At 75.9% G+C, this 19,269-nt stretch carries 20 protein-coding genes; 17 read left to right on the forward strand and 3 right to left on the reverse strand.

The features are described from left to right. Nucleotides 1–9: 9 nt before the first annotated feature. From SH587_RS05960 to SH587_RS06005, 10 genes are read left to right on the forward strand one after another with little or no spacing between them, the layout of a single operon-like run. Nucleotides 10–738, forward strand: coding sequence for a flagellar hook-basal body protein (locus SH587_RS05960; protein WP_320669662.1), 729 nt, complete (start codon nucleotides 10–12; stop codon nucleotides 736–738). Continuing rightward, nucleotides 735–1,082, forward strand: coding sequence for a hypothetical protein (locus SH587_RS05965; protein WP_320669663.1), 348 nt, complete (start codon nucleotides 735–737; stop codon nucleotides 1,080–1,082). Before SH587_RS05960 ends, SH587_RS05965 begins: the two co-directional genes overlap by 4 nt. Next, nucleotides 1,079–1,594 carry a flagellar export chaperone FlgN gene (gene flgN / locus SH587_RS05970; protein WP_320669664.1) on the forward strand — a complete coding sequence of 172 codons (516 nt, stop codon included), beginning with the start codon at nucleotides 1,079–1,081 and terminating at the stop codon, nucleotides 1,592–1,594. Before SH587_RS05965 ends, flgN begins: the two co-directional genes overlap by 4 nt. Continuing rightward, nucleotides 1,595–2,989 (forward strand): flagellar hook-associated protein FlgK, encoded by a 1,395-nt coding sequence (gene flgK / locus SH587_RS05975; RefSeq protein WP_320669665.1) that lies wholly within the window; start codon nucleotides 1,595–1,597, stop codon nucleotides 2,987–2,989. It begins immediately after the preceding gene. Nucleotides 2,990–3,008: 19 nt separating this feature from the next. Beyond that, the gene (gene flgL, locus SH587_RS05980; protein WP_320669666.1) at nucleotides 3,009–3,920 is read left to right on the forward strand and encodes a flagellar hook-associated protein FlgL; all 912 of its coding nucleotides are present in this window, start codon (nucleotides 3,009–3,011) and stop codon (nucleotides 3,918–3,920) included. A gap of 4 nt (nucleotides 3,921–3,924) precedes the next feature. Next, nucleotides 3,925–4,362 (forward strand): flagellar assembly protein FliW, encoded by a 438-nt coding sequence (fliW, locus tag SH587_RS05985; protein WP_320669667.1) that lies wholly within the window; start codon nucleotides 3,925–3,927, stop codon nucleotides 4,360–4,362. After that, a complete protein-coding gene (csrA, locus tag SH587_RS05990) occupies nucleotides 4,356–4,571 on the forward strand; it encodes a carbon storage regulator CsrA (protein ID WP_320669668.1) in 216 nt (71 codons plus the stop codon). Before fliW ends, csrA begins: the two co-directional genes overlap by 7 nt. 37 nt (nucleotides 4,572–4,608) lie before the next feature. Beyond that, a complete protein-coding gene (locus tag SH587_RS05995; RefSeq protein WP_320669669.1) occupies nucleotides 4,609–5,595 on the forward strand; it encodes an ArgK/MeaB family GTPase in 987 nt (328 codons plus the stop codon). Then, nucleotides 5,592–5,843 (forward strand): hypothetical protein, encoded by a 252-nt coding sequence (locus tag SH587_RS06000; protein ID WP_320669670.1) that lies wholly within the window; start codon nucleotides 5,592–5,594, stop codon nucleotides 5,841–5,843. The genes SH587_RS05995 and SH587_RS06000 overlap by 4 nt, the downstream gene beginning before the upstream one ends. Nucleotides 5,844–5,883: 40 nt before the next feature. Beyond that, on the forward strand, nucleotides 5,884–6,519 hold the full coding sequence (locus tag SH587_RS06005; protein WP_320669671.1) for a hypothetical protein: 636 nt from the start codon (nucleotides 5,884–5,886) through the stop codon (nucleotides 6,517–6,519). 5 nt (nucleotides 6,520–6,524) lie between these two features. Here the strand turns inward: SH587_RS06005 and SH587_RS06010 are convergent, their stop codons facing one another. After that, on the reverse strand, nucleotides 6,525–8,630 hold the full coding sequence (locus SH587_RS06010) for a hypothetical protein (protein ID WP_320669672.1): 2,106 nt from the start codon (nucleotides 8,628–8,630) through the stop codon (nucleotides 6,525–6,527). Nucleotides 8,631–8,666: 36 nt separating this feature from the next. On the opposite strand from SH587_RS06010, the gene SH587_RS06015 reads away from it, so the two are divergent. The 3 genes from SH587_RS06015 (at nucleotide 8,667) to SH587_RS06025 (ending at nucleotide 10,955) form a co-directional block, all read left to right on the forward strand. Next, on the forward strand, nucleotides 8,667–9,629 hold the full coding sequence (locus SH587_RS06015) for an LLM class flavin-dependent oxidoreductase (protein WP_320669673.1): 963 nt from the start codon (nucleotides 8,667–8,669) through the stop codon (nucleotides 9,627–9,629). Between the two features lie 48 nt (nucleotides 9,630–9,677). Beyond that, nucleotides 9,678–10,175 (forward strand): DUF4395 domain-containing protein, encoded by a 498-nt coding sequence (locus tag SH587_RS06020; protein WP_320669674.1) that lies wholly within the window; start codon nucleotides 9,678–9,680, stop codon nucleotides 10,173–10,175. A gap of 114 nt (nucleotides 10,176–10,289) precedes the next feature. Beyond that, nucleotides 10,290–10,955, forward strand: coding sequence for a DedA family protein (locus SH587_RS06025; protein WP_445974774.1), 666 nt, complete (start codon nucleotides 10,290–10,292; stop codon nucleotides 10,953–10,955). Nucleotides 10,956–11,001: 46 nt separating this feature from the next. Here the strand turns inward: SH587_RS06025 and SH587_RS06030 are convergent, their stop codons facing one another. Further along, on the reverse strand, nucleotides 11,002–11,664 hold the full coding sequence (locus SH587_RS06030; protein WP_320669676.1) for a hypothetical protein: 663 nt from the start codon (nucleotides 11,662–11,664) through the stop codon (nucleotides 11,002–11,004). Between the two features lie 108 nt (nucleotides 11,665–11,772). Between SH587_RS06030 and SH587_RS06035 the strand changes: the two genes are divergently transcribed. Further along, nucleotides 11,773–12,345 carry a hypothetical protein gene (locus tag SH587_RS06035; RefSeq protein ID WP_320669677.1) on the forward strand — a complete coding sequence of 191 codons (573 nt, stop codon included), beginning with the start codon at nucleotides 11,773–11,775 and terminating at the stop codon, nucleotides 12,343–12,345. Nucleotides 12,346–12,350: 5 nt separating this feature from the next. Further along, a complete protein-coding gene (locus SH587_RS06040; RefSeq protein ID WP_320669678.1) occupies nucleotides 12,351–12,872 on the forward strand; it encodes a GNAT family N-acetyltransferase in 522 nt (173 codons plus the stop codon). Here the strand turns inward: SH587_RS06040 and SH587_RS06045 are convergent, their stop codons facing one another. After that, nucleotides 12,873–17,738, reverse strand: coding sequence for an NAD-glutamate dehydrogenase domain-containing protein (locus SH587_RS06045; RefSeq protein ID WP_320669679.1), 4,866 nt, complete (start codon nucleotides 17,736–17,738; stop codon nucleotides 12,873–12,875). A 163-nt stretch (nucleotides 17,739–17,901) separates the two neighbouring features. On the opposite strand from SH587_RS06045, the gene SH587_RS06050 reads away from it, so the two are divergent. After that, a complete protein-coding gene (locus SH587_RS06050; protein WP_320669680.1) occupies nucleotides 17,902–18,702 on the forward strand; it encodes an MBL fold metallo-hydrolase in 801 nt (266 codons plus the stop codon). Next, nucleotides 18,699–19,259: a TetR/AcrR family transcriptional regulator gene (locus SH587_RS06055; RefSeq protein WP_320669681.1), complete on the forward strand. Its 561-nt coding sequence runs from the start codon at nucleotides 18,699–18,701 to the stop codon at nucleotides 19,257–19,259. The genes SH587_RS06050 and SH587_RS06055 overlap by 4 nt, the downstream gene beginning before the upstream one ends. Nucleotides 19,260–19,269: the final 10 nt, after the last annotated feature.

The following is a 19,269-nucleotide window of genomic DNA, read 5'->3' on the forward strand; positions in this document are numbered from 1 at the left end:
GGACCACCCGTGCTCCAAGGCCTCTACTCCGCCGCCGCCGGCATGACGGCCCAGCAGACGCGCATGGACGCCGTCTCCGGCGACGTCGCCAACGCCAACACCCCCGGCTACCGGCGCGAGCGGGTGGCCTTCCGCGACCTGCTGCCGGTCCGCGACGGCGTCCCCGGAGTCGAGGTCAGCTCCGGGGCCGCGGTCCGCGGGATCGGCCGCAGCAGCCTCGCCGGCGCGCTGCGCGAGACCGGCCGCGCGCTCGACGTGGCGATCACCGGCTCCGGCTTCCTGCAGGTCGAGCGGCCCGGCGGCGGCACCGCCCTGGTCCGCAGCGGGGCGCTGGCCGTCGATGGCCGCGGACGGCTGACGACCGCCACCGGCGAGCTGCTGGCCGGCGTCCGTCCCGTCCCCGCGGGTGCCTCCGCCGAGCGGCTGCGGATCGATCCCGACGGCACCGTCAGCACCGACGACGGTCGCCGCCTGGGCCGGCTGCGGCTGGTCGACGTCGCCGCGCCCGGCCAGCTGCAGCCGATCGGCGACGGCCTGGCCGTCGCGACCGCCGGATCCGGGCCGCTGCGGAGCGCGACCGGCGCCCGGCTGGTGCAGGGCAGCCTCGAGACCTCGAACGTCGACCTCGGCGACGCGATGGTCGACCTGATCGAGTCGCAGCGGGCCTTCTCGATGGCCAGCCGCGCCGTCCAGATGCAGGACCAGATGCTGGAGATCGCCAACGGGGTCAAGCGGTGAGCGTCCCCGCGATCGGCGGCCTGCCGCCGGTCGACCCGCGGACGCTGCCGGCCGCGGTCCGCAACGGCAGCGCCGACGACCGTCGCGCCTACGCCGCCGCGGTCGGCTTCGAGCGGACGCTGCTGGAGCAGCTGGCCACGAGCATGGTCGCGACCGCCGACCCCGCCGCCGAGGAGGGCGACGCCACCACCCGCAGCGCCCGCGACCTGCTGCCGGGCGCGCTCGCCGACGCCCTCACCGCCGCCGGCGGGATCGGCCTGGCCCGCGAGCTGCAGGCCACGATCGCCCCCACCGCCGCGCCGGCGTCGTCCCCGCCCCCGCGTCCCTCGGGCGGCGCGACGTGACCGTGCCCGGGATCGCCGGCACCGTCCTCGGCCGCGAGCTGCTGGTCCACCTCGACGAGCAGCACCGCTCGGCCGAGCGGCTGCGGGCCGCCGTCGCCGGCCAATCGGCGGCGCTGCGCGCCCGCGACGTCGACGCGCTGCTGGCCCGCACCGCCGAGCTCGACGCCGAGGTCGTCTTCCGCGCCACGCTCGAGGAGCGGCGCGCGCGGCTGCTGGCCCGCGGCGCCGCGCTGCTCGGCGCCGAGCCGCAGGCCGTGACCCTGGAGCGGCTGGCGACGCTGGCCACGCCCGAGGAGGCCGACGCCGCCCGCGAGCGCAGCGCCGCGCTGGCCGCGGTCCTCGACGAGGTCCGCCGCGAGCACGGCTGCAACCAGGCGCTCGTCCGCCAGGAGCTGGCCTTCCTCGACCACCTGCTGCACCTCGGCGGGGCCGCGCCCGAGGCGACCTACGCCCCGCCCCGCGCCCGTCCCGGCGCCGCTCCCGCCCACGCCGCCCTCGACCTCCGCGCCTGAATGCCCGTCTCCTCCTTCCACGGCCTCGAGACCGCGCTCCGCGGGCTGCTCGCCCAGCAGCGCGCGATCGAGGTCACCGGCCACAACATCGCCAACGAGACCACGCCCGGCTACAGCCGCCAGCGGGCCGACCTGCTCGCGACCCCGGCGCTGAGCGTGCCGTCGAGCTCGCCGCGGACGCTGACCGTGCAGCTCGGCAGCGGCGTCGTGGTCGGCGGGATCGAGCGGCTGCGCGACCGCTTCACCGACGTCCAGTACCGGGCCCAGGCCTCGCGGCTGGGCGACGTCAGCACCCGCTCGGCGCTGCTGGAGCAGGCCGAGCTGGCCTTCGCCGAGCCGGGCGAGCGCGGGATCGCCGCCCAGCTGAACCGCTTCTGGAGCGCCTGGGGCGACGTCGCCAACGACCCCCGATCGGAGCCGGCGCGGCGGGTGCTGGTCGAGCAGGCGCGGACGCTGGCCGACGCCTTCGGCACGCTCGACGCCCAGCTCGCCACGCTCCAGGCCCACGCCGCCGAGGAGTACGCCTCGCTGACCGCCGCCGGCGGCCCGATCGACGGCGCCGCGCGCGAGATCGCCAGCCTCAACCAGGCGATCGGCGCGGCCGTCGCCCGCGGCGACAGCCCCAACGACCTGCTCGACCGCCGCGACCTGCTGCTCGACCAGCTGGCGCAGCTGGGCCAGGTGCGGGTCGAGCCGGCGCTCGACGGCGGCGGCCAGCCGATCGCCGGCCAGATCGACGTCCACCTGGGCAGCGACGCGACCCCGATCGTCTCCGGCGAGCACGCCCGCAGCCCGTGGGCGCTGGCCTTCGCCGCCTCCGGGCCCGGCCTCGGCCGGCTCGGCGCGCTCGCCGACCTGGCCGGCGCCGGCGGCGCCCTCGACGGCTACCGGGCCGACCTCCACGCCGCCGCCACCGCGCTGGCGACGGCGGTCAACGGGCTCCACCAGGCGGCCGGCGGACCGCCGTTCCTGGTCGTCGGCGGCGCCCCGCCGGCGCCCGGTGTGGCCGCCCGGCCGCTCGAGGTCGCCGCCGCCGTCGACCCCCGCCAGGGCGGCGCGCTGGCGGCGATCGTGACCGCGACCGCCGGCGACGGCAACGACGTCGCGACGGCGATCGCGGCGCTCCGCGGCGGGGCGTCGGACCAGCGCTACGGCGCGCTCGTCGGCCGGCTCGGGACCGAGGTCGCCGACGTCCGCCGCCGCGAGGCGACCGTCCAGAGCCTGGCCGACGCGCTGCTCGACCGCCGCGACATGACCTCGGCCGTCTCGCTCGACGAGGAGATGGCCAACCTCGTCCGCTTCCAGCGCGGCTACCAGGCCGCCGCCCGCAGCCTGACCACCGTCGACGAGCTGCTCGACCAGATCATCAACCGCACGGGTCGCGTCGGCCTGTGAGCGACCGGGAGCGACCGCGATGAGCGCACGGATCACCAACGGGATGCTGCACCGCAGCGTCCTCGGCGACCTCAACGGCTCGGCCGCGCGGCTCGGCCGCACCTACCAGCAGATGTCGTCCGGGCAGCGGATCACCCGCCCCTCCGACGACCCCTACGGCACCGCCCGCGCGCTGACGCTGCGCCAGGACCTGTCGGAGATCGGCCAGCACCTGCGCAACGTCCAGGACGGCCAGGGCTGGACCCAGGCCAGCGACGCCGCGCTCGGCGAGATCGCCGACTCGGTGCGGCGGGCGCGGACGCTGGTCGTCGGCGCCGGCAACGACGTCGGCGGCCAGGCCGCGCGGACCGCGGCGGCGGCCGAGATCGACCAGCTGATCGACGCGATCAAGGGCGCGGCCAACAGCAGCTACGGCGGCAACCGGCTGTTCGCCGGCGCGGCCACCGGCACCGCCCCCTACGCGGTCGGCGCGAGCGACGCCTACGCCGGCGACCACGGCACGATCACCCGCACGATCGGACCCGCGGTCGACCTGCCGATCAACGCCGACCTCGGCGGCCGCGTGCTCGGCGAGGGCGGCGGCGACGGGCTGCTGCTGTCGGCGCTGCGCGACGTCGCCGCCCACCTCCGCGGCGGCACCGTCGCCGACGCCGACGCGCTGCGCGGCCACGACCTCCGCCAGCTCGACCTCCACCTGGCCTCCCTGACCCAGGTCCGGACCGAGGTCGGCGCGGCCGGCAACCGGCTCGACGGCGCCCAGGCGCGGCTGGAGCAGCTGCGCGAGAGCGCCGACGACCAGCGCTCGCGGGTCGAGGAGGCGGACGCCGCGTCTACGATGATCGACTACGCGACCCAGCAGGCGGCCTACCAGGCGGCGCTCCGTGCCGGGTCGAGCATCGTCCAGCTGTCGCTGATCGACTTCCTCCGCTGAGCCCATGCCGATCGCCGTCCACAGCACCCGCCTCGGCGACGTCGAGGTGCCCGAGGCCGACGTGCTCGACTTCCCCGACGGCCTGCCCGGGCTCGACGGCCGCCGCTGGGCGCTGCTGCGGCGGACCGCCGACGACGCCTTCTGCTGGCTGCAGTCGCTCGACGACCCCGACGTGGCGCTGCCGCTGACGCGGCCCGAGCGGTTCTTCCCCGGCTACGCGCTCGAGGTCGAGGAGGGCGAGCTGCCCCGCGAGCTCGGCGATCCGGCCGCCGCCGAGGCCTGGGTGACGGTCCGCGCCGGTGAGCGGCTGGCCGACTTCGTCGCCAACCTGCGGGCCCCGATCGTGGTCGCCGACGGCCGCGGCTGGCAGCTGATCAACCGCCACCCCGACGCCGCGCTGCGGGCGCCGCTGGTCGCGCCCGGTGGGGACGTCGCGTGCTGATCATCAGCCGCCGCGTCGGGGAGAAGGTCCTGATCGGCGACGACGTGGTGGTCAGCGTCGTCGAGGTCAACGGCCAGACGGTCCGGATCGGGATCGACGCCCCGCGCAGCCTGCCGGTCTACCGTGAGGAGCTGTGGGCCGCGATCCGCGACGAGAACCGCGCCGCGGCCGCGACGATCCCGGACGAGCTGCCGCCGCTGCCGGGGTGAGCGCCGCCGGGGACGGTCCCGCGTAGCATCCGCGCCGATGCCCGCCCCGTCCGGAGAGCAGCTGGCCGCGCGCCTGCGCGACGGCGACCTGGAGGCGGCGCCCGCCGTCCTCAACCTGGTCGAGACGCGGACGCCGGACGCCCAGGCGGAGACCGCGCGGCTGCTGGAGGCGCTCTCCCCCGCCGGGCTCGGGCACGAGCCGCCCGGGCACGTGATCGGGGTGACGGGGCCGCCCGGGGCCGGCAAGTCGACGCTGCTCAGCGAGCTGGTCCGCAGCTACCGGCGACGGGAGCGGTCGGTGGCGGTGCTGGCGGTCGACCCGTCGAGCCGCCGGACCGGCGGATCGCTGCTCGGCGACCGGGCGCGGATCCACGTCGACCCGAACGACGCGGCGGTCTTCATCCGCTCGACCGCGGCCGGCGACCGGCTGGGCGGGCTGGCGTGGGCGACGCGGGCGGCGGCGCAGGCGCTGTCGGCCGCCTTCGACGTGGTGATCGTCGAGACGGTCGGGGTCGGCCAGTCGGAGACCGACGTCGCCGACGTGGCGGACACGGTGATGGTGATCGTGCAGCCGGGCTCCGGCGACGCGCTCCAGTTCATCAAGAGCGGGATCATGGAGATCCCCGACGTGCTGGTGATCACGAAGGCCGACCTGGGCCGGATCGCCGACCGGGCGAAGGCCGACGTGCGGTCGGCGCTGCGCTCGATCGGCGACCGCACGACGAAGGTGGTCGCGGTCAGCTCGCTGGCGCCGGCGACCGGCTTCGACCAGCTGATCGAGGTCCTCGACGGGCACCGCGAGCGGATCGACGTGGCGGCGACCCGCCGCGAGGCGCGGCGGCGGACGGCGATCGACGACTTCCGGGCCGAGCACGGCGAGCGCGGGCTGCGGGCGATCGGCGGTCGCCAGGCCGCGCTGCGCGCGCTGGCCGAGACGCGCGATGATCTGGCGGTGCCGAACCTGGTGCAGCAGCTCGAGCGCGCCGCCGGCCTCGACCGCGATCCCCACGAGGTGCCCCGATGAGCTCCGCCGCCAAGCGCCCCGCCGGCGATCCCGCCCCGCCCGCGAACGAGGTCCGCCGGCTGGACGACCGCGACGCGCGGCTGCCGGAGAGCCGGCCGTTCGCGCAGAACCTGGCGATCGTGGTCGGCGCCTTCGCCGCCGTGACGCTGATCGCCGAGCTGGCCGGGGCGGCGAACCTGGGCACCGCGCTGAGCTTCGGGCAGATCGGCTTCGCGATCGCGCTCGTCTACGTGCTGGTCCGGCGCTGAGCGGCGCGGCCCGCGGCCGCGAATCGATACGGTGGCGCGCGTGATCGGTCGTCGCGCGCTCCCCCTCCTGCTCTCCACCGCCGCCCTGCTCGGGGCCGCCACCCCGGCGGTCGCCTCCGATGCCGGCATCCGCAGCACGGTCAAGACCAACGAGAAGCGGCTGAACACGGCCCAGGCCAAGGTCCTGACCTCGCTCTCGAAGCTGTCGAACCCGAAGGCCGGCACCAAGGGCGTCAAGACGGCGATCAAGGACATCCACAGCCTGCGCACGCAGATCGCCGACTACAGCCGCAAGCTCAAGAACCAGGACGCGGACACCCCGACGGCGAGCGTGCCGCAGGACTCGCTGCTCGACGGTCTCCGCGACCTGCGGGTGGGCTACACCTCGGTCGAGACCGCCCTCAAGCGCCTGACGGTGCCGAAGAAGAAGTTCCCGAAGACCAAGGCCGCGGCGGCCAAGCTCTACAAGGCCCTCCAGGCCGACGTCACCAAGGGCCTGAAGCGGATCGCCAGCGGCAGCGCGAAGATCCAGGTCGCCAGCGACGCCCTGCTCGGCCGCACCCCGCCGCCGGCGCCCGCGCCCGAGCCCGCCCCCGAGCCGGCGCCCGCGCCGACCCCGGATCCGGCCCCCGCCCCGACGCCCGAGCCGGCGCCGGAGCCCGCGCCGGCCGGCTGAGCCGCCTAGCGGCGTCCGGGCCTGACCCGGACCGCCGCCCCCGCCGGCGCCGGCCGCGACCGCTCGAGGATCGTCGCCACCGCCACCAGCATCGCCCCGAGCACGGCCAGCAGGATCGGCCAGCCGGGGCGGGCGTGCTGGAGCACACCGCTGCTGACGTCGGCGCCGTAGAGCAGATCGACCGGGCCCGGCGCCAACAGGTCGTGACCGGTGGTCTCGACCGTCCCCGCCGCAACCATTAGCGCCCCCGCAGCCGTGGCCACCGTCGCGGCGAAGGCCGCCCACGGCGACGCCCGACGGGCGGTCGAGGCTGCCAGCAGCGTCGCGGCCAGCAACGCCAGTCCGCCGGCGGCTGCGATCCCCGTACGAGCGGCCTCGATGGTCGGCTCGTCCGACGCCATCAGGACGCGGATGCCGAGCAGCGCCGCAGCCGCCACCAGGAGCGCAGAGGCAGCCGCGACCTGCAGCCGTGGCACCGCCCGCCCCGGACCGACCAACGCGGCGAGGCCCAGCCCGACTGCGAACGACGTCGTGACCAGCGGCTGGATCGTGATCAGCCCAGTCCCGATCCCGTCCGCGGCCGTCAGCGGTAGCCCGACGATCAGCGCCATCAGCCCGTAGGAGACCCCAACAGCGCCGGCCGCTGCGGCCAACCCGTCGACCACGCCCGACCGTGCGCGCCGCACGAGCGTGGCGACGATCGGCGCCAGCAGCACCAGTGGCCCGACCGCGACCAACAGCTCGCCGAGCGTGGAGGCCGGTTCGGCCTGCGTCGTCCCGTCCTGCCCAAGGTCACCGAGCGCCGGGTCGAAGACGGCGGTCCACGGCCAGGCCACGACGAGGGCGGCCAGCAGCGCCATGGTCGCCACCTGCGCCGGTCCGCCCGGCGCGCGCAGGGCGACCAGCGCGACCACGACCAGGAGCAGCGTCTGCAGCGCGACCCGCGGACCCGCGTCCTCGACGAGCGGGCGCAGCCAGAGGGCGACGAGCACGGCCGCGACCACCAGCGGCGCCAATGCCCACGCGCCCGCCGGCCGCACGCCGCCCGGGAGCCGCCGTCGGACACCCGCCGGTGGCCACCGCAGCGCGACCGCAACGCCCACCAGCAGCAGGGCCGGCAGCAGCTCGACCAGCAGGACCCCGGCAGAGCGATCGTCCGGGAAGGTCGGCACGGTCGCGACGAACAGCAGCGTCACCACGGCGACCAGCGGGACCGCGGCGCCACTCCGCCACCGCGCCACCAGCAGCACCGCCGCGCTGACGCTGGCAACCGTGCCTGCCCCGGCCACCAGCAGCGCCGGGGCCGTGCCGTAGCCCCCGCCGGGCACCAGGTCGTGGAGCGATCCGACGATGCCGCTCACGTCGCCCACGCCCAGCAGGAGGAGCAGCACGAGCGCCGCGACCGCCAGCACGTCGGCGACGGCAGACCACGCGCTCGATCGACCCGGGGCCGAACCCGCCGTTCCTCCGCCCCCGCGCAGCGTGGCTAGCACGGCGGCGACGGTGAGCACGACCGCCACGACGACGGTCGCGATCAGCGAGGCGTCGCGACCCTCCCCGAAATCCGTGCCGTCGCGCGGGCCGCCGCCGATCCACCCGATCGCGACCGCCACGACCAGCCCCAGCAGCGTCCCGATCGCGATCGTGTGGGCTTTCGGCAACGTGTGGTCCTTACGTCCGCCGAGCCACCGCCGATCGACGCCCAACCATACGAGCAGGCCCAGCAGCGCGAGCGGCGGCACGATCGCGAGCAGACCGTCCAGGGCCACGGTCTCGCTCGGCCCGCCGTCGGGACGCAGCTCTGCGATCACGGTCGCGGCCAGCAGCGTCAGGCCGGCGGCGCCGGCCGTCGCTGCGACCATGGCGATCAGCGGCGCCCCCATCCGCTTGGCCACCGACCGTTGGCGCACCGCCCAGGCCCCGAAGCCGATCACCGCCAGGACCACACCCAACGCGGCCCGTCCGCCTGCCGGCAGCAGCACCGCGGCCAACGTCACCGCGGCCCCCAGCGGCACCGCGGCCGCCGCCCCCAGCAGCGCCGCCGGTCGCGGTGGACGGACGTCGACGAGCCCGGGTCGTGGTCGGGCGCGGGCGGTCCGGGGGGCCGGCATCGTCCGGCAGGCTATCCGTCCCCGTAGGCTCGGCCGATGGCCCTCGGCTGCTTCCTCTCCGCCGGTCGCTCGTTCGCGCGCTCGGTCGACCGCCTGCGGCTGGCCGAGGATCTCGGCTACGACGCCGCCTACGTCGAGCACGTCGCCGGCGCCGAGTCGCTGACGCTGCTGGCCGCCTGGTCGCAGCGGAGCGAGCGGATCGCGCTCGGGACCGCCGTGGTGCCGATCCACAGCCGCACGCCGGCGACGATGGCCCAGACCGCCGCCACGCTGCACGCGGTCTCCGGCGGCCGGGCGCGGCTCGGGCTCGGCACCAGCACGGGGCCGATCGTCGAGCGCTGGCACGGGCAGGAGCCGGGCGACCCGCGGGCCGAGCTGCCCGAGTACCTGCGGATCGTGCGGGCGATCCTCGACGGCGAGCAGGCCCCGGCGGGCGAGCGCTGGCGGACGAGCTTCCGGCTCCGCGGGCTGCCCGCCGCCCCCGACCTGCCGCTCTACGCCGGCGTCCTCCACCCCGACGCGATCGAGGCCGCCGCCGCGGTCGCCGACGGGGTCCTTCTGTGGCTGGCCCCGCCCGGCTACGTCCGCGACGTCGTCGTGCCCGCCGTCCGGGCCGGGCGCGCGGCCGCCGGCAAGCCGGTCGAGGGGTTCGCGATCGTCGCCGCCGTCGGCGGGGCCACCGGCGGCGAGCCCGACGGCGTCCGCGACGCCGCCCGCGAGGGCCTGCGCGGCTACCTCCAGCTGGGCAGCTACGCCGACCTGCTCGACCGCGCCGGCCTGGCCGAGGAGCGCGCCGCCGCCACCGATCCCGACGCCGATCCCACCCGTCGCGACGCCGCCGCCGACCGGCTGCTCGACGCGCTGGCCGGGATCGGCGACCCCGACGCCGTCGCCGCCGCGGTCGCCCGGATGCGCGACGCGGGCGCCACCGAGCCGGCGATCGTCCCGCTCCCCGGCGGCGACCGCGAGGCGACCCTGCGCGCCGCCGTTCGCAACTAGACACGCAATCCCGATCAGGTTTTCCGGACGATCGCGTACCATCGGTCCATGGCCGGGGTCTTCAGCTTTCCCAATCCCGTCAACGAGAAGGCGGCACGGGTGGTGGCCGGGGTGGTCGCCCTCGCCAGCATCCTCGCGCTCGCGACCGGCTGGCAGTGGCTGCTGATCCCGATCGCCTACGGCTTCATCGCCCGCGCGCTGACCGGCCCGACCCTCAGCCCGCTCGGGCGGCTGGCGATGAACGTGATCGCCCCGCGGCTGGGCGAGCCGAAGCGGGTGCCCGGCCCGCCGAAGCGGTTCGCGCAGTCGATCGGCGCCGTCGTCACCACCGTCGCCGCGATCGGCGGCCTGGCCCTCGGCTGGACCGCGTTCGCCAACGTCCTGCTGGGGCTGATGGTGGTCTTCGCGACGCTCGAGTCGGTCTTCGCGATCTGCGTCGGCTGCACGATCTTCGCCGGGCTGATGCGGCTCGGCGTGATCCCCGAGGACACCTGCGAGGCGTGCAACGACATCTGGTCGCGCTACGCCCGCCCCGACGCCGCCTGATCGGGCGCGGCGGAGCGCCGCCCTGGCGCGTTCAGACTCCGCTCATCCGCCATCGGTACCCTCTCGCGCGTGCTGACGCATCTGCTGGCCGATCTCGCGACGCCGCTCGCCCTCATGCCGGATTGGCTGAGCCCGCGCCACATCTTCAACGAGTACGGCCTGATCGCGATCCTGATCATCGTCTTCGCGGAGACGGGGCTGCTGATCGGCTTCTTCCTCCCCGGCGACACGCTGCTCTTCAGCGCCGGCATCCTGGCCAAGTTGAGCCCGAACGGCGATCCGCTGTGGCTGATGCTGGTGGCGATCCCGTTGGCGGCGATCGCCGGCAACCTGGTCGGCTACGAGATCGGGCACCGGGCCGGACCGGCGCTGTTCACCCGCGAGAACTCACGGCTGTTCCGCAAGGAGCACCTGACCCGCTCGCACGCGTTCTTCGAGAAGTACGGCCCGCTGACGATCTTCCTGGCCCGCTTCGTGCCGATCGTCCGCACCTTCGCCGCGGTCGTCGCCGGCGCCGTCAGCATGGACCGCCGGGTCTTCGTGATCTGGTCGATCCTCGGCGCGGTCGCCTGGTGCACCGGCCTGGTCCTGATCGGCTACCTGGCCGCCTCGGTCCTGCCCGAGTCGACCGCCACCTGGATCGAGGGCCACATCGACCTGCTGATCATCGGCGTCGTCGTGCTGACGATCGCCTCGGTGGTCTTCGAGACGATCCACCGCGGCCGCAAGCACCCGCCGCAGGCCCTCGCCGAGCCGGCCGCCGCCGACCGCGAGGACTGACGCTCGGCGGGGCGGGGCGGGGCGGGGCGGGGCGGGCGCCCCCTCCCTACTCCCCGCGGTTCGCCTGCGCCCGCCGCGCCTCGCGCTCCAGCCGCCGCTGGCGGGCCTTGCGGCGCTCGATCCGGCGCCGCTCGGCGGCGCTGACCGGGCCGGCCGGGGTGGTGACCGCCCCGTTCGCCGGCGCGTCCGGGTCGAGCGCCGGCGGGACGATCGCGCCGCTGCCCCGGCTGCCGGGCGGCAGCGGGGTGGTGGTCGTCGCCGTGGTGCCGCTGCCGGTCGTCCCCGCGCCGGCGGTCTCGCGACCGGGCGCGCCGAGCGCGGTGATCCGCCACTCGCCGGTCTCCTTGCGCAGCTGGATCACGTCGCGCGAGGCCGGCTGGCCGGCCGCGCCGGTATGGACCGCCGCACTCGCGCGATCGTCGACCACGACCACGCTGTCGACCGTCAGCCGCGGCTGGCGGACGCTGCCCAGGCCCTGGCGCAGCGCCTCCTCGCACGGCAGCCCGACCGACTCCAGGCTCTGCTTCAGGCGGCTGGCCAGCAGGCCCTGGCAGATCGCCCCGTAGTCCTTGGCCGCGACCGCCGCCCCGAACCGCTCGACGGCGGCCCGGGCCCGGTCGCGCTCGTCGGTCGTCCACGAGCGGATCGCCAGCACGACCATCGCGGCGGCGAGCAGGGCAAGCAGTCCGGTGACGACGCGGCGACGCACCGGCGCAGCGTAGCGACCGGGCCGTCGCCGGGGGACGGGCCCGGGTCACAACGGCGGCGCCGGCGACGCGGACCGGGCTGCGCGGCCGCCGGCGCGTACGATTGCGGCATGTCGGAGAGCACCGCCCACCCGCCGCTGCCGTGGATGCGCTGCTACCGCTGCTGGTCGACCGCGCTCGAGCTGCACGTCCACTACGACGGCATCCACCGGATCGACGCCGCCACCGGCACCCCCGTCCACGCGGTCGAGGAGCACCAGGAGGCGGTCGTGCAGTGCCTCGACTGCATGCACGACCAGCCGCACATGCTCTTCCGCGACGGCCGCCTGGTGGCCGACGACGAGCGCTGGGAGCGGCTGGTGATGGGCACGCCGTGGGTCGCGTCGTGCACCGTCACCGTGCCCGCCGACGAGGTCGAGACCTGCTCCGGCCCCGAGTCGGGCGACGCGCTCAGCTTCGCCGCCCTCGGCGACCCGGGCACGCAGGAGTTCTTCAGCCACGTCCGCTTCCACACCCACGACGACGACCGGATCGTCGTCCACCTGCTGGTCGAGCTCTACGCCCGCTCGCAGGAGGAGGCCTCGGCCGTGCTCGAGTCCTCGGCCCAGGGCCCGCTGGTGATCACCTCGCTGGCCGAGGAGTCGCGGCCACCGGCCGTCTCCTCCGGCGGCGGCGCCCACTGACCGCCGTGGCCCGCCCCGAGGGCGCCCTGCGGGTGCGCCCGATGACCGCCGCCGACCACCCCACGGTGCTGGCCCTCAACGCCGACTCGGTCGCCGTGCTGAGCCCGCTCGACGGCGACCGGCTGGCCTGGATCGCCGGCCTCGCGAGCGCCCCGCTGGTGGTCGTCGACGGCCCGGCCGACGACGCGCCGGTGGTCGCCTTCGCGCTCGCCCTGCCCGACGGCAGCGCCTACGACAGCGACCACTACCGCTGGTTCGCGCAGCGCTACGACCGCTTCCTCTACCTGGACCGGATCGCGGTCGCCGCCGACGCCCGCCGTCGTGGCGTCGGCACGCTGCTCTACGACGAGGCCGAGCGGATCGCCCGCCCCCGCGGCCGGATGCTCTGCGAGGTCGACAGCGACCCGCCGAACCCGGTCTCGCTCGCGTTCCACCGCGACCGCGGCTACGTCGAGCTGGAGCGACGGGTCGGCGCCAGCGGCAAGGGCGTGGCGATGCTGGCCAAGGAGCTGGGCGACGGCGGCTGATCAGGCGCCGTCGGGCCGCGCCTCGGCGATCGCCTCGATCTGCCGCACCGCCAGCACCGGCGCCGCGACCGCGCTGCCCGCCGCCGAGCCGCGGACCTCGGGCGTCAGCTCGCGCAGGTAGGAGCGCAGCCGGCCGACCGTCGCCGCGCGGTCGTCGAGGAACGCCTCGACCGCCGCCACCGGCTCGGCCTGCGGGTCGTCGCGCAGCGCGCTGCGGGCGATCGTGGCCCGTGCCTCGAAGAGGTCGTCGCGCAGCGCCTGGGTCGCCCACCGCACCATCCGGTTGGGCAGCGGCAGCCCGTCGATCGTCTGCTGCAGCGGCTCCAGCCCCAGCAGCCGCTCGGTGCAGAGGGTCGCCACCGCCACGTCGAGCACCGGCCGCTCGATCTCGCGCGCGCCGTCGATCACGTGCGGGGAGAGCAGCAGCGCGCGGCCGGCGGCGATCGCCCCCGCCAGCTGCTCCGGCACGCCCGCCTCGACCGCCTGCTCGACCCGCTCGCGGCGGCGATCGCTCGGGACCAGCGCGTCGAGCTGCTCGCGGATCGCCCGGGTGCCGTCGCGGTGGGCGGCGATCGTCGCCTCCAGGTCGGCCGCCGGGTGGGCGACGTGCCAGCGGCTGGTGGCCCGGATCAGCGCCACCACCTCGGCCCGCAGCCCCCAGGCGACGTCCGGCTCGACCCCCTCCAGCTCGTCGAGGGCGTCCCACAGCCCGCGGGCGTCGGTCGCCGCCACCGCCACCCGGTAGGCCCGCACGACCCGCGAGGGCGGGATCGCGAACTCCGCCGCGCGGCGGGCGACGAAGGTCGGCCCCATCGTGTTGACGACCTCGTTGGCGGCCAGCGTCGCGACCAGCTCGCGCCGCAGCGGGTGCTCGCCGAGCAGCTCGCCGCAGCGCTCGCCGAAGACCCGCGGGAAGTAGCCGCGGAGGTCGTCGAGCAGCGCCGGCTCGTCGGGATAGGGCGAGTCGAGCAGCGCCTTGGTGGTGCTGATCTTGGCCGCCGCCACCAGCACCGACAGCTCGGGCCGGGTCAGCCCGTGGCCGGCGGCGCGGCGGTCGCTCAGCTCGTCGGCCGTCGGCAGCCCGAGCGTCGCCCGGTCGAGCTGGCCCTCCTCCTCGAGCGCGCTCATCAGCTCCTCGGCCGCCTGGGTCCGGTCGCCGGCCCGCCGCTGCTCCTGGGTCAGCACCCGCGCCTGGGCGAAGCTGTTGGCCAGCACGTGCTCGACCACCTCGTCGGTGACGTCGGCCAGCAGCCGGTTGCGCTCCTCGGCGCTCAGCAGCTCGCGGCGGACGGCGCTGTCGAGCAGGATCTTCAGGTTGACCTCGTGGTCGGAGGAGTCGACGCCGGCCGAGTTGTCGATGAAGTCGGCGTTGATCGCCCCGCCGGCGGTGGCGAACTCGATCCGCGCGGCCTGGGTGAAGCCGAGGTTCCCGCCCTCCCCCACGACCCGCGCGCGGAGGTCGCGGGCGTCGACCCGGATGCTGTCCGAGGCCCGGTCCTCGGCGTCGGCGTCGCGCTCGTACGAGGCCTTGACGACGGTGCCGATGCCGCCGTTCCAGAGCAGGTCGACCGGGGCCCGCAGGACCGCCCGGATCAGCTCGCTCGGCGGCAGCTCCTCGTCCTCGATCGCTAGCGCGGCCCGCATCTGCTCGCTGATCGGCACCCGCTTCGCCGTCCGCGGGAAGACGCCGCCGCCGGCGCTGATCAGCTCGCGGTCGTAGTCGTCCCAGCTGGAGCGGCCGAGCTCGAACAGCCGCTGGCGCTCGCGCCACGAGGCCTCGGCGTCCTGCGGGTCGGGGTCGACGAAGACGTGGCGGTGGTCGTAGGCCGCGATCAGCCGCAGCGAGCGCGACAGCAGCATCCCGTTGCCGAAGACGTCGCCCGACATGTCGCCGATCCCGACGGCGGTGATCGGGTCGCGCTCGGGGTCGACGCCGACCTCCAGGAAGTGCCGCTTGACCGACTCCCAGGCGCCGCGGGCGGTGATCCCGAGGACCTTGTGGTCGTACCCGGCCGAGCCGCCCGAGGCGAACGCGTCGCCGAGCCAGAAGCCGCGGCCGACGGCGATCTCGTTGGCGGTGTCGGAGAAGGTCGCCGTGCCCTTGTCGGCGGCCACCACCAGGTACTGGTCGTCGCCGTCGAGCACCCGCACGCCGTCGGGATGGACGACCTGGCCGTCGTGGAGATCGTCGGTGACGTCGAGCAGCGCGCTGATGAAGTCGACGTAGCCGCGGCGGACGGCGTCGCGCCGCTCGCCCGGGTCGGTCGCCGCCGCGGCCCGCCCGCGGAGCAGGAACCCGCCCTTCGCCCCGGCCGGCACGATCACCGCGTTCTTGACCATCTGGGCCCGCATCAGGCCCAGGACCTCGGTCCGGTAGTCCATCCGGTCGGACCACCGCAGGCCGCCGCGGGCGATCATCCCGCCGCGCAGGTGGATCCCCTCGACGTCGAGCCCGTGGACGTAGATCTCCCACAGCGGCGTCGGGTGCGGGATCGCCGGCACCTCGGCGCTCTTGAGCTTGAAGGCCAGCGCGCCGCGGCCGGGCCGGTAGGCGTTGGTGCGGTAGGTCGCCTCGATCATCTGCAGCTGGTTGCGCAGGATCCGGTCGTGGTCGAGCGAGGGCACGTCGTCGAGGTCGTGGAGGATCTCCTCCTTCAGCGCCTGCTCGGCCGCCTCGTCGCGCGGCGCGGCTGGGTCGTCGGCGCCGAAGCGCAGCTCGAACAGCCGCACCAGCTTCTCGGTGATCGCCGCGTGCTGGACGATCACGTCGTTCTGGTAGCCCTCGGTGAAGCGCGAGCCGATCCGCTGGCGGTAGCGGCGGTAGGCCCGCAGCACCTCCAGCCGCTCGTGGCCCATCGGGGTCACCACCACCAGCCGGTTGAGCGAGTCGGACTCGGTCTCCTGGCGCCAGGCCGCGGTGATCGCCGCCGCCACCCGGTCGCCGCAGTCGTCGAGGTCGAGCGGCCGGCCGTCGGGCCCGAGCACGCCGAAGTCCTGGATCCACAGCTCCTCGCCGGAGCGCAGCGGCGTCGGCCGCTCCTCGACCACGTGCAGGCCCAGGTGCTCGAGGATCGGCATCGCCCGCGACAGCTCGACCTTCGCCCCGTGGACGACGAACGCGACCCGCGTCATCCCCTCGGAGGCGGTCACCGCACGGCCGTCGGCCCGCTCCTCGGCCGGCTCGTGCTTCAGCGCCACCAGCAGATCGCGGCCGCTGGTGGTCAGCTCCTCCAGCGCCTCGACGTCGTGGACCGCCGCCACCGGGTCGACGCCGGCCTTGTACTGGCCCGGCAGCCGGCCCGCCCAGCGCGCGGCCAGCACCCGCCCCCGCTCCTCGCCGCCGCGGGCGACCAGCGCCTCGCGCAGGCGGTCGTCCCAGCTGCGCGCCAGCCGCGCCGCGGCCTGCTCCAGCGCCTCGGCGCGGACGTCGTCGAGCCCCTCGGGGTCGTAGAGCTGCAGGTGCAGGTAGGCGTGGTCGCCCTCGCGCAGGACCTCGTGGGTCGCGACCCGGTCGGTGCCGAACTCGCGCTGGGCCAGCTCGCGCAGCGCGTCGCGGACCGAGGCGTCGTAGGAACTGCGCGGGATCGCCACCACGACCGTCGCGGTCCGTCCGTCGGCCGCCACCCGCGCCCGCAGCGCGACCCGCCCGGGACCGAGGTCGACGAAGCCCATCAGCGTCCGCCGCAGGTCGGCCGCCGGCAGCGCGAACAGCTCGTCCTTGGGGAAGCTGTCGAAGAGCGCGACGATCGCCTTCCAGTCGTGCGACCCGGGCAGCACCTGCTCGTCGCGGAGGATCCGGTGGAGCGTGCCGCGCAGCAGCGGGGTCTCGCTGGCCGGGGCGGCGTAGGCCCGCGACGCGACCAGCAGCACCAGCCGCCGCAGCAGCGGGCGGCCGTCCTCGCCGACGCCGCGGACGGCGACGTCCTCCATCCGCGCCCGGCGGTGGACCGGCGAGAGCGCGACGGTGTGGCCGATGCTGATCAGGTCGCCGGACCGCAGCCGCTCGAGGGTGCCGTCGGCCGGCGGCTCGATCGGGTCGCGGCCGCCGTGGCGCGGCTGGTCGGGCGCCAGCAGCCCGAGCGCGCTGCCGGGCACGACGTCGCCGCGCTCGAGGTCGTGGTCGGCGGCGCCGAGCAGCACGGCGTTGTCCTCGACCAGCCAGTCGAGGAAGGCGGCGACCTCGTCGGGGTCCTCGTCCGGCGCTTCGTCCGGCGACTCGGGGGCCTCGCCGCCGTTGCCGACTCGGTCGAAGGCAACGCCGTCGCCCTCGGCGGCGACCGCGGCCGAGATCTCCGCGAGCCGCGCGCGCAGCGGCTCGAAGTCGTCGACCACCCGCCGCGCGTCGGAGAGCGCGCCGCGGACGGCGTCCTCCAGCCGCGCGACCTCCTCGGGCGTCAGCCGCCGGTCGAGCTCGATGTGGATCAGCGACTCCGGCCGGGCGTCGTCGTCCTCGCCGATCGTCGTGATCCGGACCACCCGCTGGCGCGCGTCGCGGACGACGCCGACGACCGGGTGCCGGACCACCCGCGGCTCGAGCCCGTGGGCCCGCACCTGCTCGGTGATCGTGTCGACCAGGAACGGCTGGTCGGGGGCGTTCGTCTCGAGCACGCTGCCGGTGGTCTCGTAGCCGTGCTCGCGCGCGTTGGGGGTGAAGGCGCGGACGGCGGCGGCCGCCCCGCCGCGGCCGTCGGCCAGCGCCAGCAGTCCGCGGACCGCGGCCGCCTCGGCCTCGGGGTCGAGCACGTCGCCGCCGGCCGCCTCCCGCCGCAGGTACTCGCGCGCGAGAGCGGAGAGCGCGTCGCGGCGTCCGTCCGTCCCCTCGGCCACCTGCTCGAGGACCGCTTCGACCGTCGAATCGTGCTGCACGCCCGCCTCCGTCCACTCGATCGCCACGCGGGCCGACACTAGCGCGCCGGTCGCACGCCGGGTCACCGTTCGGTGACCGGTCCGACCGTTCCCACGACGGCCGCGGCCGCTGGTATTTTGTACGCCACCGTATGAATCTTGTTCCTTCGGGGAGGAGCACCGCATGACCGCACCACCGGTACGGATCACCCACGTCGGCGGACCGACCGCGCTGATCGAGATCGGCGGCTGGCGGCTGCTGACCGATCCGACCTTCGACCCGCCGGGCAAGCGCTACTTCTTCGGCTGGGGCACGGTCTCCCGGAAGCTCGCCGGGCCGGCGCTCTCGGTCGCCGACCTCGGCCGGATCGACGCCGTCCTGCTCAGCCACGACCACCACGGCGACAACCTCGACCCCGCCGGCCGGGCGATGCTGCCGAGCGTCGGGCGCACGATCACCACCGTCCCCGGGGCCAAGCGGCTGGCGGGGCTGGAGACGACCGGCCTGGCCGACTGGCAGACCACGCGGCTGGAGGCCGAGGGCCGGCCGACGATCGAGATCACCGCCACCCCCTGCCGCCACGGACCGCCCGGCATGAAGCCGATCGTCGGCGAGGTGATCGGGTTCGCGCTGCGCTGGGAGGGCCAGCAGCACGGGGTGCTGTGGATCTCCGGCGACACCGTCCTCTACGACGGGGTCCGCCAGGTGGCCGACCGCTTCGACGTCGGCACGGCAATCCTCCACCTCGGCGGGGTCAAGTTCCCGGTCACCGGACCGCTGCGCTTCACGATGACCGCCGAGGAGGGCGTCGAGCTGGCCGGGCTGCTGGCGCCGGAGACGATCCTCCCGATCCACTACGAGGGCTGGAAGCACTTCCGCCAGAACCGCGACCGCGCCGAGCCGGTCTTCGCCGCCGCCCCGCCGGCCGTCCGCGACCACGTCCGCTGGCTGACGATCGGCGAACCGGCGACGATCGTGGTGTGAGCCGCCCCGGTCGCCCGACACGGACCACCCCCGACGCCTGGATCGAGGCCGCCCTCGACACGATCGAGGCCGTCGGGGTCGCCGGGCTGGCGGTCGAGCCGGTCGCCCGCCGGCTCGGCGTCAGCAAGGGCGGCTTCTACCACCACTTCGCCGACCGGCGGGCGCTGCTGCGGGCGGCGCTGGAGCGCTGGGAGCAGCGGTTCGTGGTCGATCAGTCGGCCCGCTTCGACGCCGTCGCCGACCCCCGCGAGCGGCTGCAGGGGCTGCTGCGGCTGGCGGTCGTCGAGCTGCAGCCGACGGTGATCACCAAGCTGATGGCCGCCGACGACGACCCCGACGTGGCGGCGGTGCTGGAGCGCGCCACCGCCCGCCGGCTAGCGCTGCTGGAGCGCGCCTTCGCCGACCTCGGGTTGGCGCCGGCCCGCGCCCGCTCGCGCGCGCGGCTGGCCTACAGCGCCTACCTGGGGATGGCCCAGCTGGCCCGCCGCGGCGCGGCCGACCTCGACCTGGACGCCTACCTGGAGGAGCTGGAGGCGGCGCTGCTGCCCTCGATCTGACCCGGATGGT

Origin of the sequence: Patulibacter defluvii, assembly GCF_034096925.1 — a bacterium.
Taxonomy (GTDB): Bacteria; Actinomycetota; Thermoleophilia; order Solirubrobacterales; family Solirubrobacteraceae; genus Patulibacter; species Patulibacter defluvii.